13 protein-coding genes are annotated in these 13,888 nt (G+C 63.3%); 5 read left to right on the top strand and 8 right to left on the bottom strand.

The features are described 5' to 3' along the window. Positions 1 to 185: 185 nt before the first annotated feature. Positions 186 to 908 (top strand): OmpW family protein, encoded by a 723-nt coding sequence (locus tag M0D64_RS23935; protein WP_154560942.1) that lies wholly within the window; start codon positions 186 to 188, stop codon positions 906 to 908. A gap of 304 nt (positions 909 to 1,212) precedes the next feature. Further along, on the top strand, positions 1,213 to 1,593 hold the full coding sequence (locus M0D64_RS23930) for a YqjD family protein (protein ID WP_154560940.1): 381 nt from the start codon (positions 1,213 to 1,215) through the stop codon (positions 1,591 to 1,593). A gap of 55 nt (positions 1,594 to 1,648) precedes the next feature. Here the strand turns inward: M0D64_RS23930 and M0D64_RS23925 are convergent, their stop codons facing one another. The 7 genes from M0D64_RS23925 to pilM all read right to left on the bottom strand — a co-directional run bounded on the left by M0D64_RS23925 (position 1,649) and on the right by pilM (position 9,115). After that, positions 1,649 to 2,851: a deoxyguanosinetriphosphate triphosphohydrolase gene (locus M0D64_RS23925; RefSeq protein ID WP_266259511.1), complete on the bottom strand. Its 1,203-nt coding sequence runs from the start codon at positions 2,849 to 2,851 to the stop codon at positions 1,649 to 1,651. A gap of 77 nt (positions 2,852 to 2,928) precedes the next feature. Further along, complete coding sequence (aroB, locus tag M0D64_RS23920; RefSeq protein WP_154560938.1) at positions 2,929 to 4,014, bottom strand: 3-dehydroquinate synthase; 1,086 nt, start codon at positions 4,012 to 4,014, stop codon at positions 2,929 to 2,931. Then, on the bottom strand, positions 4,014 to 4,565 hold the full coding sequence (locus M0D64_RS23915) for a shikimate kinase (RefSeq protein WP_154560936.1): 552 nt from the start codon (positions 4,563 to 4,565) through the stop codon (positions 4,014 to 4,016). The genes aroB and M0D64_RS23915 overlap by 1 nt, the downstream gene beginning before the upstream one ends. A 107-nt stretch (positions 4,566 to 4,672) precedes the next feature. After that, entirely contained in the window at positions 4,673 to 6,289 is a 1,617-nt protein-coding gene (locus M0D64_RS23910; protein ID WP_266259510.1) for a type IV pilus secretin PilQ, read from the bottom strand. 188 nt (positions 6,290 to 6,477) lie between these two features. Then, positions 6,478 to 7,401, bottom strand: a complete 924-nt coding sequence (locus M0D64_RS23905; protein ID WP_266259509.1) for a hypothetical protein — start codon at positions 7,399 to 7,401, stop codon at positions 6,478 to 6,480. Beyond that, the gene (locus M0D64_RS23900) at positions 7,398 to 8,093 is read right to left on the bottom strand and encodes a fimbrial assembly protein (RefSeq protein ID WP_266259508.1); all 696 of its coding nucleotides are present in this window, start codon (positions 8,091 to 8,093) and stop codon (positions 7,398 to 7,400) included. The genes M0D64_RS23905 and M0D64_RS23900 overlap by 4 nt, the downstream gene beginning before the upstream one ends. A gap of 29 nt (positions 8,094 to 8,122) precedes the next feature. Then, positions 8,123 to 9,115 carry a type IV pilus biogenesis protein PilM gene (pilM, locus tag M0D64_RS23895; protein ID WP_266259507.1) on the bottom strand — a complete coding sequence of 331 codons (993 nt, stop codon included), beginning with the start codon at positions 9,113 to 9,115 and terminating at the stop codon, positions 8,123 to 8,125. 253 nt (positions 9,116 to 9,368) lie between these two features. Here pilM and M0D64_RS23890 point away from each other — a divergent pair, with 253 nt between their 5' ends. Further along, positions 9,369 to 11,768, top strand: a complete 2,400-nt coding sequence (locus M0D64_RS23890) for a penicillin-binding protein 1A (RefSeq protein WP_171926354.1) — start codon at positions 9,369 to 9,371, stop codon at positions 11,766 to 11,768. Positions 11,769 to 11,847: 79 nt separating this feature from the next. Here M0D64_RS23890 and cyaY read toward each other — a convergent pair whose 3' ends face one another. Beyond that, complete coding sequence (cyaY, locus tag M0D64_RS23885) at positions 11,848 to 12,165, bottom strand: iron donor protein CyaY (RefSeq protein ID WP_054036574.1); 318 nt, start codon at positions 12,163 to 12,165, stop codon at positions 11,848 to 11,850. Positions 12,166 to 12,200: 35 nt separating this feature from the next. Here cyaY and M0D64_RS23880 point away from each other — a divergent pair, with 35 nt between their 5' ends. Together M0D64_RS23880 and lysA are read left to right on the top strand one after the other, a co-directional pair. Beyond that, on the top strand, positions 12,201 to 12,536 hold the full coding sequence (locus M0D64_RS23880; RefSeq protein ID WP_154560930.1) for a lipoprotein: 336 nt from the start codon (positions 12,201 to 12,203) through the stop codon (positions 12,534 to 12,536). A 9-nt stretch (positions 12,537 to 12,545) separates the two neighbouring features. Beyond that, positions 12,546 to 13,808 carry a diaminopimelate decarboxylase gene (lysA, locus tag M0D64_RS23875; RefSeq protein ID WP_266259506.1) on the top strand — a complete coding sequence of 421 codons (1,263 nt, stop codon included), beginning with the start codon at positions 12,546 to 12,548 and terminating at the stop codon, positions 13,806 to 13,808. Positions 13,809 to 13,888: the final 80 nt, after the last annotated feature.

The raw sequence follows: 13,888 nt of genomic DNA, 5'->3' as shown, positions 1-13,888 counted from the left end.
TGGAGTATCCAATAGTCGCGTTGGTATATACCCGAAGGTCCGAAAAGCCGCGTGGGCGCTGGGTTCGGCGCGGCGCGGCTTAGCCAGAAACCGCCCGGCGCTTAGGGAGAAAGCTCTAACTGCCGCGTATGGTTTGTTTCAAACGTTGTGGTCATAATGAGCGGGCCTTTTTTGGAGGAGCACATATGAAATTAAAACAGGCCATAACGGGGATCGCGGCGCTCGCCTGCATGACGGCAGCTCACGCGCAATCGGCCGGCAGTTTTTACGCTACGACGGGGTGGTTCCATTTCGCCCCTCAAGACAGTAGCGATCCTTTGAAAGAAACAAGCGTCGGCGGGACACCCGTCAACATCTCAGTACCCGGCACAGGCGCTGGCATCGACAGCTCCGACACCCTCGGCTTAAGCCTAGGCTACTTTGTCACCGATCACATCTCCGCGGAAGCCGAAATTGGCATTCCGCCGAAATTCAACCTGCTAGGCACAGGCACCTTCGGGCAATTCGGTACGCTCGGCTCCGCGAAGCAATGGAGTCCTGCTCTCCTGTTCAAATACTACTTCAACGACGCCACCGCGGCGTTCCGACCGTATGCCGGGCTCGGCGTCACGTACGTCTGGTTCACGGACGCGAAGATCACCAACACTGCGTTTGAACAAGGCGTACTGCATGGTCCGACCTCGGTATCGACGGATCGTTCCTGGGCACCGGTGTTTAATCTCGGTTTCAACTATGCGTTCACCAAACACTGGTTCGCAGGCCTCTCCGTCTCATACATACCGCTCAGCGTAACCGCGAAACTGACCTCGAACGCTGCGACTCCGGTTGGCAACCTGACCGTGACGTCCGAGGCAAAAATCAGACTCAACCCGATCGTTACTTTCGCGAAGATAGGTTACGTCTTCTAGGGAGGCAGGCTGTGCCTGCATGGATCGAACCGTCGCGAACAGTCCGCACCTCGGCCAAACGCCGTCACACACGTGACGGCGTTTTTGATTCTATGCCTCTGTCACCTATTTTGGTAAATGCCGGATGCGTTGTAATTTTGACCACCGATCGACCTTTCCAGTGCAATTTCTGCCGCCAGCAACCGTCGGCACGTGTGTGATGATCTCGCTGGAACACCGCGCAGCCTTTGGCATCGAAGTTGCGTGACGCCATGTTTCGCATGAGTATGCGGAGACTTTTATCATCCTCATCGACGGAGCGACCATGACAACACTTCCGAACACGCGAGACGCCCTCGGCGAATCCTGGACCACCACGAGCCGCCGTGCGCGGCGTATTGCTCGCCGTAGCCGCCATGCGGCCGCAGATATCGCAGGTGAACTGCGCACGCTGATGTCGGAACTCGAATCCACCCTGGCGGACGGCACCCAGGCCGACGCGGTGGCGCTGCGCAGCAAACTGCACAAGCAGCTCGGCGCAGCACGCGAGCGCCTGAACGACACCCGTGAAGCCATGCGCGAACGCGCTGAAGTGGCGATTGCCGATGCCGACGACTACGTGCATGAAAACCCTTGGCAGACAATTGCAATCGTCGGCGGCGTTGCGCTGATTGCCGGCGCGCTGTTCGCGTCGCGGCTGCGGTAGGCGGGATGTAGCGACAAGTGGAGAGACGGGCCGCCGCCTGTCGGCGCGGGCCCGTTCAGTTGTCGTCGATCACGAACAGCCGCTGATACTCTTTCACCGCGTATCGATCCGTCATGCCCGCGATGTAATGGGCGATCAGGCGCGGTTGCTGCGACGCGTCCGTCGATTGATAACCGGGTGGCAATAGCCGCGAATCTTCGGTGAACGCATCGAACAGACCGGCCACCACTCGACGCGCCTTGTTGGCCATGCGCATCACGCGATAGTGGCGGTACAGGTTTTTGAACAGAAACCGCTTGAGCGCCGCCGCCTGCGCGGCGATCGCTTCACTATGCGCGACCAGCGGCGGTGCGGCGCGCACTGCGTCCAGCGAGACTGGCGCGTGCCTTGCAAGATTGAGCGAGGTCGTATCGATCAGGTCGACGATCAACGTATTGATGATGCGGCGCACCGTCTCGTGAATCAGCCGACGCCCTTCGATCTGCGGAAAGTCGCCGCGCGCCGCCACGTAGTGCGTCTGCCATAACTCCACTTCGGCAAGCTGCTCCACCGTGAGCAAGCCTGAGCGCAAGCCGTCGTCGACATCGTGGTTGTTGTACGCAATCTCATCGGCGACATTGGCGATCTGCGCTTCGATGGAAGGCTGCCGCCCCTCCAGAAAGCGCTCGCCGAGCGCGCCGAGCCGCCGCGCGTTCTCACGCGAGCAGTGCTTGAGAATGCCCTCCCGCGTTTCGAAGCAGAGATTCAGGCCGTTGAACGCGCCGTAGTGCTCCTCCAGATCGTCGACCACCGCGAGGCTTTGCAGGTTGTGCTCGAAGCCGCCATGCTCGCGCATACATTCGTTCAGCGCATCCTGGCCCGCATGGCCGAACGGCGTATGACCGAGATCGTGCGCAAGCGAAATGGCTTCGACGAGGTCTTCATTGACGCGCAGGTTGCGAGCCACCGAACGGGCAATCTGCGCGACTTCCAGGCTATGCGTGAGTCGCGTGCGAAACAGATCGCCTTCGTGATTCACGAATACCTGAGTTTTGTATTCGAGCCGGCGGAACGCCGTCGAATGGACAATGCGGTCGCGGTCGCGCTGGAATTCGGTGCGCGCGCTTGGCGCGACTTCGGGATAGTGGCGGCCGCGCGACTGCGCGGAATGCGCTGCATACGGCGCGAGATGCGCTTCGAGTGCTTCCTGCGAAGGCACGCCGCTCACCGGCGTGCCTGCGGGGTCATGCTTTACATCGTCGCTGCGCCTGTCAGTCACCGGATTCTCCGAAACATGGGCGGCGCCTCGTGACGCTGGTGCGTGTTGCCTTGCTGCTAAGCCTCTGCCGAGTCGGTTTAGACGGCGGCGACCAGCGTGGCATGCACCTCGGCGTCGGGCGCCTGGGTGATCAGCGTCTCACCGAAACGCTTCAGCAGAATGAATTTGATCGCGCCGGCTTCCGCCTTCTTGTCGACCCGCATGAGGTCGACATAACGCGACTCGCCGAGCGCAGGCGCCCGGGTGGGCAGATGCGCGGCAACGATCACGTCGACCAGACGCTTGCGCGCCGCTTCGTCGAGATAACCCATGCGCACGGACAGGTCCGCCGCCATCACCATCCCGCAGCCGACCGCCTCGCCGTGTAGCCATTCGCCATAGCCGAGCCCGGCTTCGATCGCGTGGCCGAACGTATGGCCGAAATTGAGGATCGCGCGCAGCCCGCCTTCGCGCTCGTCCTGCGCCACGACCGAAGCCTTGATCTCACACGAGCGCTTGACCGCCCCGGCCAGCGCTTCGGGCTCGCAGCGATTGAGCGCCTCGATGTTCGCTTCGATCCAGCCGAAGAAACCGGCGTCGGCAATCGCGCCGGTCTTGATCACTTCGGCGACGCCCGCGGCCAGTTCGCGCGCCGGCAGCGTGCGCAGCGCGCCGATGTCGGCGATCACGGCCTGCGGCTGATAGAACGCGCCGATCATATTCTTGCCGAGCGGGTGGTTGATGCCCGTCTTGCCGCCCACCGACGAATCCACCTGCGATAACAACGTAGTCGGCACCTGGATGAACGGCACGCCGCGCATGTAGCAGGCCGCGGCAAACCCCGTCATGTCGCCGATCACGCCGCCGCCCAAGGCAATCAGCGTGGTCTTGCGATCGGCGCGCGAGCCCAGCAGCGCGTCGAAAATCAGGTTCAGGGTTTCGAGGTTCTTGTACGCTTCGCCGTCGGGCAAAACGACCGTGGAGACCTGCTTGCCGAGCGGCGCCAGCGCGGCGCGCAGCTTGTCGCCGTAAAGCGGGTCGACCGTGGTATTCGTGACGATCGTGACCGAACTGCCGGCGATATGCGGCGCGAACAACGCGGTCTGGCCGATGAGATCGGCACCGATATGGATGGGGTAGGCGCGCTCGCCCAGTTCGACATTGACGGTAATCATACGGTCCATTATGACGCAGGATGTTTGGCGACGCCGGCCATCTCGAGCTGCATCAGAACCATGTTGACGAGTCCGTTGACCGAAGGCCGGCCAGTTTCGATCACGAAGTGCGCACATTCCCGGTATAGCGGATCGCGCACTTCGTAGAGCGCCTCGAGGCGCGCTTTGGGGTCTTCGGTTTGCAAAAGCGGGCGATTCTTGTCGCGCCGGGTGCGCAGCCACAGATCGTGCGGATTGGCGCGCAAATAGATCACCACGCCCCGATTTTGCAGCGCTTCGCGGTTTTCCGGCCGCAGCACCGCGCCGCCGCCTGTGGCCAGCACGATATTTTCGCGCCCGGTCAGGTCGGAAATCACATGCGCCTCGCGATCGCGAAAGCCCGCTTCACCTTCCAGTTCGAAGATCACAGGGATGCGCGCGCCCGTACGCGCCTCGATTTCATGGTCGGAATCGAAGAACGGGCGATCGAGACGGCGCGCAATGGCCCGGCCCACGGTGGTTTTGCCTGCCCCCATGAGCCCTACAAAAAATACATTGGCGTGTGCGTCCCGCGCTTGCAACGGTGTCCCTCTGGCTAATCCGGTATGGTTCGTGCCGCAGCTTACTGGCAAAGCGGCTGCCTTGTCGAGCCTGCCGGCCGCCGCGGGAGAGCGGCGGCAGCGTGCCCCTAATTTGTCTGAACGACGCGCGGCGTGATGAAAACTGCCAGTTCACTGCGCTGGTCCCGATGGGCCCGATGGCGGAAAAGCGCGCCTAAAACCGGTATTTTGCCCAGGACCGGCACCCGCGTCACATCGTCCCGGTTGTCGGTCGCGTAAATTCCGCCGATCGACACCGTACCACCATCTTCGACTTCGACGCGCGTTTGCACGTGTTTGGTGTTGATCGCGGGCCCGGCGTCGGTCTGCTCGCCGACGCTGTCCTTGGCGACGTCGAGGTCCAGCACCACTCTGCCGTCCGGCATGATTTGCGGCTCGACCTCCAGTTTGAGCGTAGCGCGGCGAAACTGCACGCCCGACACGCCCTGCCCCACTTTCGCCTGATAGGGCAGCTCGGTGCCCTGCTCGACGACCGCTTTCATCCGGTCCGCCGTCACGACCCGGGGGCTCGAGACGATTTCGCCGCGCCCTTCGGCCTCCAGCGCGCTCAGCTCGATGTTCAGGAGCCGCGTCGCGCCGGCTGCGAACAAGGTCAGCCCGGCGGTGGCGGCATCGAAACCGGAAATCGGCCGCGCCGACAGATCGTACACGGTGCCGTCCGTGCCGCCCGTCAAGCCTCTGGCGGTGCCGTCGGCGTTGGCGGCCGCCATGGAGAGCCGCACGCCGAGATTGCGCGAAAAACCATGCTCACCCTCGACGATACGCGCTTCGATCAATACCTGACGGGTTGGCCGGTCGACGGACGCAAGCAACGCCGTGATTTGCGCGAGGCGTCCTTCGAGATCGGTGACGAACAACAGGTTGGTGCGCGGATCGGCAGTCGCGGCACCGCGTTTGGACAGCACGCGCTGGTTTCCGGCACCGGTCAGCAAGCGCCGCACGTCTTCGGCCCGAGCGTAGTGCAGCTCGAACGTGCGGCTTGCGAGCGGCTCAAGGTCAGCGGCTCTCGCGTGCGCTTCGAAACGCTGCCGTTCGCGCGCGGCCAGCTCCGCAATCGGTGCGACCCAGATCACGTTGCCGTGGCGCTCCATGGCGAGCCCGTTGACGTCGAGCAAGGTATCGAACGCGGTGCGCCACGGCACCTTGTCGAGTCGCAGGGAGACGGCGCCGCGCACTCTCTCGCTCGCGACGATGTTCAGGCCGGTGAACTGGGCGAACGCGTTGAGCACCGCGCCGAGTTCCGCGCGCTGGAAGTTAAGCGAAATCGGTTTGTCGTCGGCGGCGAGTTTGGCGTCTGCCTGCGTTTTCGGTGCGTCGCTCAGGCGCGCAAGCGGAGGCAGTGGCACCGGCGGCCCTTCGAGCGCCGAGGTTCCAGTGGCGTCGTTGTACGCCGACGCCGCGGATTGCCTCCGTAGCGGCACTGAACCGTCTGCGTCGCCGGCCAGGTCGTCGGCGCGTCCGATGTCAGCGGTTGCCGCCGCTCGGGATACGCCAGAGTCAGCGACGGAGTCGTCCACGGAATTGTCGCGGAACGGGTTGGGTACTTCTGCAGCGATGCCGCGTGGCAGAGGTGGTACGTCGTATCGAACATCGGGCGACGCAATGGCGTCGTCGAGCGGCATGTATGCGGGCAGCGGCGGCAGCGGTGGGGTTGAAGCGTGCGCGATGCCGACGCTTATAGCCATGCATGCGACCAGGTTGCGAATCGGGTTGCGAAGCAGGCAGCGAAGCGGATTGTGAATCGAGCTGCGAGCCACGTTGCGAAACGGGCTCCCACACATCCTTCCAGGCAAGCCGCGACACACGCCAGAACCAAACCACACACGAACGCCGACACGCGAGGCAGCGAGACCGAACGGTTTCATCAGCCTCATCAGGACGTCTCCGCCAGTGCCAGCGTACGTGTCGCGCCGCCATTGACCAGCGTGATGCTGAGCGCGTCGAGCCGCGTGACGCGCTCGGTACCGAGCTGCTGCCCGGATACGACCGTGGTCGCGCCATCCGGCGTATCGAGCAAGGCGAGTCCGCGTGTGCGATCGTGCAGCAAGCCGACCAGGCGCAATTGCGAAGCATCAGGCGGCGGCTCGCCGGACGCGGGCATCTGCGGAAGCGAGAACGGGTCGAAGAACACGATGTTTTCTTCGTCGTCCGAATCTAGGCTTTCGTCGGCAAACGCGTCCGCGGTCGCAGTTGAAGGCAGCGGCCTCAGCGCGCTGAATACGTGCAGCGTTGCCCTCACCGCTAACGAATCGGCATCGCGCTTGACCGTCACGTCTACGGGCACGATCAGCACCGGCAGATCCGACAGGCCGCGCAGAAATGCCATCAGGTGGACGAAATCGGTGTGCGCGGTGAGCTGTACAGGACGCATGCTTTCGACACCTGAGCCGCTGGCGGCGCCCGGTTCCACCGAGAGCAACGAGACGCTATTTTGCGCCGCTAGTTCGGATACGATCCGCACGTCGTCCGCGGAGGTCCATGACGCAGGCAGTTGTGCGCCCGGCATGGCGGCAACGTCCCGACGCAGCGCGGGCAATTGCGTCAGCGCACGGTGCGCGTCCGTGAGATGCCGCGTGGCCGCCTCCAATGCCGTACGGCTCGCCTCGACCCCGCCGAGATCGGCCACAACCCAGCCATGCGTGCCAAGTCCGAACACCACCGCTGCGATCAGCAATGCGACCGCCCAACGGCGCCGGCGACTCCAGGCAGCGAGCGGCACACGTGCGCGCTTCATCCACTGGGAAAAAGCGGGCCGCGCGCTTGCCGCGCCGCCGAACCCGACAAAAGTCGTACTCATTTCGTATCTCCTGATTGTTCAGATTTCATCTGACGTTGCGCGGCCAGACCCGACGTATAGGCCGTTTTCTTCGGCGGGTCGCCCCAGCGCAGATGCGCTCCGAATTCGATCGGGCCGGTCACGCTGGCCGCCGCCACCGGACTGCTGCGTGGCGCCGAGCGACGCAGATCGCTCACCTCGGCGCCCTTCACGCCGCGGATCGCGCTCAAGCGTTTGAGCCACTCGGCCGATGCGATATGTCCGCGCGAGGTCGCGAGCAACTCCGTCTCATGCTCGCGCTGCCGCATCTGCTGCAACACCACGCCGTCACCTGGTTCAAAACTCAACGCATCCAGCAAATCGCGCAAATGCGTAAGCGGCTCGGACAGGTTCATCGCACGCGCCACGCCTTTGCGTTGTTCGTCCTGCACCCGCAGCAATCTGGCGTGCTCGGCGAGCGGCGCGGCCAGCTGCGCGAGCGATTGTTCGATCGACGCGCGCCGCGCATCCAGCCGCGCCCTTTCGAATGCCTGCCATCCGACTAACGCGAACACGGCCGCAAAGCCGGCGAGCGCGGCGGCAAACCATTCGAGCAAACGCCGCCGGCGCGCGAGACGAGCGTTACGCTGCCTGTATGGCAGCAGATTGAAGCCGCCGAGCCACGCCTGTGCGAAGCGCACGCCATGCGTGGAAGCACGCGTGTCCGGGCTCACGGGATCCAAACGGGGCTGTAGGCCGCGTATCATTCGAGTACTCCGCGCAACGCAAGTCCGAATGCGACCGCGGCGGCCGGCTCGTGCAACAACGGATCGTGCAGTTGACGTGCGCGCCCACCCAGCGCCGCACACTCGAACGGCATCACTGTGCAGCCCAACACGTCGGCGATATCCGCAATCGAGAAACCCACGCTGTCGAGCAGATCGACCTTGCCGCTCAACAACGCACAGTCGAGTACGGGGCCGTGGACGAGATCACGCAACGCGTCGGCGAGATCGGCGTGTTCGGGCGCCGGGTAGCGCATTTCGCCGACCAGGCAATCGTCGACGATGCGCCAGCCATACACGCCGTCCGTGCCGATCCAGAGCGCGACGTAGGGCTCGTGCGGATCGAGTTCGTGACTCGCCGCGTAGCGCATTGCACGCAAAGCCGCGTGCGGCTCGCCATCGATCGCGGTGAGCGAGATGCCGGCGGTCGCTGCGCATTCGATACGAGCTTCGAGATGCTGGCGCGCGGTTGCGGCGATCGTCACCGAACGGATTGGCGAACGCGTTTCGTCGACGAACCAGTCGACAGCCAACGCGTGGCGCTCGAGGCCTGCGATGCGCTCGACTTCGTTCATCACCGCCGGCTCGAGTTCGGCAAGTTCATGCCCGCCGTCTCCCACGCAACCGGCGAGCGCGGCTAGCCGTGTGAGCGGCACGGTAGTAGTCAACGTGGCCGAGGCAGGCAGCGCCATCGCGCAGCGCAATGCATGCGTCGCACACACGCGCGGCAGCCCCGCGAATGCGTCGCGCAACGCACGCGCCACCGCATGCCGGTCGGCGATCTCTGTGCCGGCCATTGCGCCTGCGCCGAGCGGCACAGTGCTCGCATGTTCGATATGCAGCGCGGCACGTGCGCGCGAATGCTGACTCACCACGACCAGCCGCACAGCCTGCGAACCCACATCGATTCCCGCAGCAAAACGCTGCGCACCGAGTTGCACACCTTGAAGCCACGAGCTTTTGAACGTCATCACGCCCTCCCTCAGACTCACGCGACGAACCATTCGAACGCGAGTAGCGAGGGAGGATTGTGCTTAGCCGTGTCGCCGCGCGACACTCAGCCGAATGGCTAACGTTGCGCGACGCGCGCGCTCTCTGCCATCAAAGCGTCTACAGTGAAGTCATTCCCGCGCGGTGTGCAGACTTGTCAAGAACTGTCAGTAAGCATGCCGAAAGCTGAAAAGCGAGGCGGCTATAATCGCGGGACTGTTTTTTGGTGCCCATATGCAATCCACGTCTCCTACGTCTCCGCCGCCCGCGCCGCAGAAGCGCAAACGCCCCTTGTGGCTCAAGCTCATCATCGGCTTTGTGGGTCTGATCGTTGCAGGCATCCTGTGCGTGCTGCTGGTGCTCGGTTATGCGCTGGTGGTAGCAACGCCGAACCTGCCGTCGCTCGATGCGCTGACCGACTACCGGCCGAAGGTGCCATTGCGCATCTATACGGCTGACCACGTGCTGATCGGCGAATTCGGTGAAGAGCGGCGCGACATCGTCCATATCCAGGACGTGCCCGATAGCCTGAAGAAAGCCGTGCTGGCAATCGAAGACGCGCGCTTCTACGATCACGGCGGCGTCGACCTCACAGGCATCGCGCGAGCCGGCTTCGTCGCACTGACCAACGGCCACGCCACGCAAGGCGCCAGCACGATCACCATGCAGGTGGCGCGCAACTTCTTCCTGTCGAGTGAAAAGACCTACACGCGCAAGATCTACGAGATGCTGCTCGCGTACAAAATCGAGTCGAAGCTGTCGAAAGATCAGATTCTCGAGGTGTACATGAATCAGATCTATCTCGGGCAGCGTGCGTATGGCTTCGCGAGCGCCGCACGGGTGTACTTCGGGAAGGATCTGAAGGACCTGACCCTGGCGGAATCCGCCATGTTGGCGGGTTTGCCGAAGGCGCCGTCCGCATATAACCCGGTGGTCAATCCGAAGCGCGCGAAGATCCGCCAGGAGTACATCCTGCAGCGCATGTACGAACTGCACTACATCACTCAGGAACAATACGACGAGGCAAGCAGGCAGCCGCTGATCGTCAAGGGCGCGGGCAAGGAATTCAGCGTGCACGCGGAGTACGTCGCGGAAATGGTGCGGCAGATGATGTACGCGCAGTATCGCGAAGAGGCGTATACGCGCGGCCTGAACGTCGTGACCACCATCGACTCGGCCGATCAGGACGTCGCTTACCGGGCGCTGCGCAAAGGTCTGATGGACTACGAACGGCGCCACGGCTATCGCGGGCCGGAAGCGTTCATCGATTTGCCGTCCGATGCGGACGACCGCGAACAGGCCATCGACGACGCGTTGCTCGAACATCCCGACAACGGTGAAATCATCGCCGCGGTGGTCACGGCAGCGAGCCCGAAGCAGGTGCAGGCCACTTTCATCGACGGCAACGTCGCGACCATTCAGGGCGACGGCCTGCGCTTCGCGCAGTTCGCGCTCGGCACGCGCGCGCAGCCGAATCAACGCGTGCGGCCCGGCGCGATCATTCGCGTCGTGAAGGATGACGACGGCAACTGGTCGATCACGCAGTTGCCGCAAGTGGAAGGCGCGTTCGTTTCAGTGATCCCGCAAGACGGAGCGATTCGCGCGCTGGTCGGCGGTTTCGACTTCAACAAGAACAAGTTCAACCACGTGACACAAGCGTGGCGTCAGCCGGGTTCGAGCTTCAAGCCGTTCATCTATTCGGCCTCGCTCGAAAAGGGGCTCGGGCCGGCTACGGTGATCAACGATGCGCCGCTGTTTTTCAGCGCTGCGGAGACAGGCGGCCAGGCGTGGGAACCGAAGAACTACGGCGGCGGTTTCGATGGTCCGATGACCATGCGCACCGCGCTGCAGAAGTCGAAGAACCTCGTGTCGATTCGCATCCTGAACCACATCGGCACCAAGTACGCGCAGCAATACATCACGCGTTTCGGCTTCGACGCGGATCGTCACCCGGCTTATCTGCCGATGGCGCTCGGCGCGGGACTCGTTACCCCCTTGCAGATGGCTGGCGCATTCTCGGTGTTTGCTAACGGCGGCTATCGCATCAACCCGTATCTGATCGCGGAAGTCACCGATCAGCGCGGCATCGTCGTGGCGCACGCGCAACCGCTGGTCGCCGAGCAAAGCGCGCCGCACGCGATCGAACCACGCAATGCGTATGTGATGAACAGCCTGCTGCAAAGCGTCGCGCAACGGGGCACGGGCGCGAAGAGCAACGTGCTGAAGCGTACCGACCTCGGCGGCAAGACCGGCACGACCAACGATTCGCGCGATGCGTGGTTCGCCGGCTATCAGCACACGCTTACGGCCATCGCGTGGATAGGCTACGACAACCCGCGCAGTCTCGGCGATAAGGAAACGGGGGGCGGCCTCGCGTTGCCGGTGTGGATCGAATACATGGCGCGCGCCCTCAAAGGCGTGCCGGACTACAAGATGCCGATGCCCGACGACGTGACCGAGCTCGGTTCAGAACTGTATTTCGACGATTTCACGCCAGGCCACGGTTTCGTCTCGACGGTCGGTATCAGCCAGGCAGCGCTGGATGCCGAGGCGAGCGGCGCGTCCGCGGCCGCGCCCGAGCAAGTCGGCGAACAGGAAAAGCAGGACATCATGAATCTGTTCCGCGGGCACTAAAGACGCGCTCAGAAGAGGCGGCAACGTCCGCCAGAAAAAAACCGCCGCGCTCGATGCGCGGCGGTTTTTACCAAGCGCTTTACGCTTCGAAGTGAACCGGCTCGCCGGCCTGCTGCGTCGCGTACTCCGACAGCGCGGCGAAAAACTCGGTGCCGCTGCGCGTATCGCGCCATTCACCGTCGATGAAACGGAAGTGGAAACCACCCGCTTTCGCAGCGATCCAGATCTCGCTCATCGGCGGCTGCAGGTTGACGATGATCTTCGTGCGGTTCTCGAATTCGAGGGTCAGGACATTGCCGCTGCGCTCGAGTTCGATGTCGGCTTCCGTGTCGTCGAGCGCGCGTTCGATGGCGGCTAGCGCGGCTTCCGCGCGGGTCAGGTAATCACTATCGGACATGCTAAACTCCATCGATTATTTATTCAGGGACAGTCATGCGAGTCGTATCTCGGATGCGCGCGGCGGCGCCCGGCCGCGCGATTGTAGCGGGTTTAGCCATTCTCGCAGGTTGTGCACTTGCCGGCTGCGGGCAACGCGGTTCGCTCTATTTGCCCACCGTGCCGCCGCTACCGGCCAAGCCGATCGATCGCACGCAACCGCCGTCGCCGGATGAAGTGAAATCGGGTGTGGGAACCCCCTCCCCGATGGGTGACGTACCGGATACTTCTGGCGCACCGCTCTCGTTGTCGCCGGAAAGCGAACTCGCCGCACCTCCCGCATCTGCTGCGACGCCAGCGCAGCCTGCTTCCGCCGTCACTCCCGCTCAATAAGACTTTCGCATGACTCGATCCGCATTTGACTACGTCGACGGCGTGTTGCACGCCGAGGGCGTGTCCGCCGCCTCACTCGCCGAACAGTTCGGCACGCCGCTGTACGTCTATTCGCGCGCTGCACTCACCGAAGCGTGGAATGCCTACGCAGGCGCTTGCGCCGGCCGCCGTGCGACCGTGCACGTCGCCGTCAAGGCCAATAGCAATCTCGCGGTGCTGAACGTGTTCGCGCGCCTCGGCGCGGGCTTCGACATCGTGTCGGGCGGTGAACTGGCGCGCGTGCTGGCCGCCGGCGGCAAAGCGGAAAACACCGTGTTTTCCGGTGTCGGCAAGCATGCGGACGAGATGCGTCAGGCGCTCGCGGCCGGCGTCAAATGCTTCAACGTCGAATCGATTCCCGAGCTCGACCGCCTGAATGCGGTGGCGGCGGAAATGGGCAAAAAGGCCCCCGTCTCGCTGCGCGTGAATCCGGACGTCGACGCGAAAACGCATCCGTATATTTCCACCGGCCTGAAGTCGAACAAGTTCGGCGTCGCGTTCGAAGATGCACGCGCTACGTATCGCGCCGCCGCGGCAATGACGCATCTCGACGTGGTCGGCATCGACTGCCATATCGGCTCGCAGATCACTGAAGTCGCACCGTATCTGGACGCAGTCGACAAGGTTCTCGAACTGGTCGAACAGATCGAGCAGGACGGCGTGAAGATTCGCCACATCGACGTAGGTGGTGGTCTCGGCATCACGTACGACGACGAAACCCCGCCGGAAATCGGCGACTTCGTGCGCACCGTGCTGGATCGCATCGAAGCGCGCGGTCATGGGCATCGTGAAGTGTATTTCGAGCCGGGCCGTTCGCTGGTCGGCAATGCGGGTGTACTGCTCACACGCGTCGAGTTTCTGAAGCCTGGCGCGGAAAAGAACTTCGCCATCGTCGACGCGGCGATGACCGATCTCGCGCGCCCGGCGATGTACGAGGCGTATCACGCGATCGAGGCTGTCGTTAAGCGCGACGTGCCCGCCCACGTGTACGACGTGGTCGGCCCGGTTTGCGAAAGCGGCGATTGGCTGGGTCGTGAGCGTCTGCTGGCGGTCGAACCGGGCGATCTGCTGGCGATTCGCTCGGCTGGCGCCTATGGCTTCGTGATGAGTTCGAACTACAACACCCGTCCGCGTGCGGCCGAGGTGATGGTTGATGGTACACAGGTGCATGTGGTCCGTGCACGTGAAGAGGTGAAGCAGTTGTTTGCGGGCGAGACGATCTTGCCGGCGTAAACGTCAGAGCCTGGAGTTCCTCGATAAAAAAGGCGAAGCCACTGCGGCATCGCCTTTTTTTATTTGCGCGCCGCACCCGA

Origin of the sequence: Paraburkholderia sp. WS6, from assembly GCF_030464835.1 — a bacterium.
Taxonomy (GTDB): domain Bacteria; phylum Pseudomonadota; class Gammaproteobacteria; order Burkholderiales; family Burkholderiaceae; genus Paraburkholderia; species Paraburkholderia madseniana.
Note: the sequence above shows the minus strand (reverse complement) of the source record. Positions and strands in the feature narration are given on the sequence as shown.

Coding starts and splice junctions, on each gene's coding strand:
- M0D64_RS23890 (WP_171926354.1), top strand. CDS start 9,369: ATGCAATCCACGTCTCCTACGTCTCCGCCGCCCGCGCCGCAGAAGCGC.
- M0D64_RS23930 (WP_154560940.1), top strand. CDS start 1,213: ATGACAACACTTCCGAACACGCGAGACGCCCTCGGCGAATCCTGGACC.
- M0D64_RS23905 (WP_266259509.1), bottom strand. CDS start 7,401: ATGAGTACGACTTTTGTCGGGTTCGGCGGCGCGGCAAGCGCGCGGCCC.
- aroB (WP_154560938.1), bottom strand. CDS start 4,014: ATGGACCGTATGATTACCGTCAATGTCGAACTGGGCGAGCGCGCCTAC.
- cyaY (WP_054036574.1), bottom strand. CDS start 12,165: ATGTCCGATAGTGATTACCTGACCCGCGCGGAAGCCGCGCTAGCCGCC.
- lysA (WP_266259506.1), top strand. CDS start 12,546: ATGACTCGATCCGCATTTGACTACGTCGACGGCGTGTTGCACGCCGAG.
- pilM (WP_266259507.1), bottom strand. CDS start 9,115: ATGACGTTCAAAAGCTCGTGGCTTCAAGGTGTGCAACTCGGTGCGCAG.
- M0D64_RS23880 (WP_154560930.1), top strand. CDS start 12,201: ATGCGAGTCGTATCTCGGATGCGCGCGGCGGCGCCCGGCCGCGCGATT.
- M0D64_RS23910 (WP_266259510.1), bottom strand. CDS start 6,289: ATGGCTATAAGCGTCGGCATCGCGCACGCTTCAACCCCACCGCTGCCG.
- M0D64_RS23935 (WP_154560942.1), top strand. CDS start 186: ATGAAATTAAAACAGGCCATAACGGGGATCGCGGCGCTCGCCTGCATG.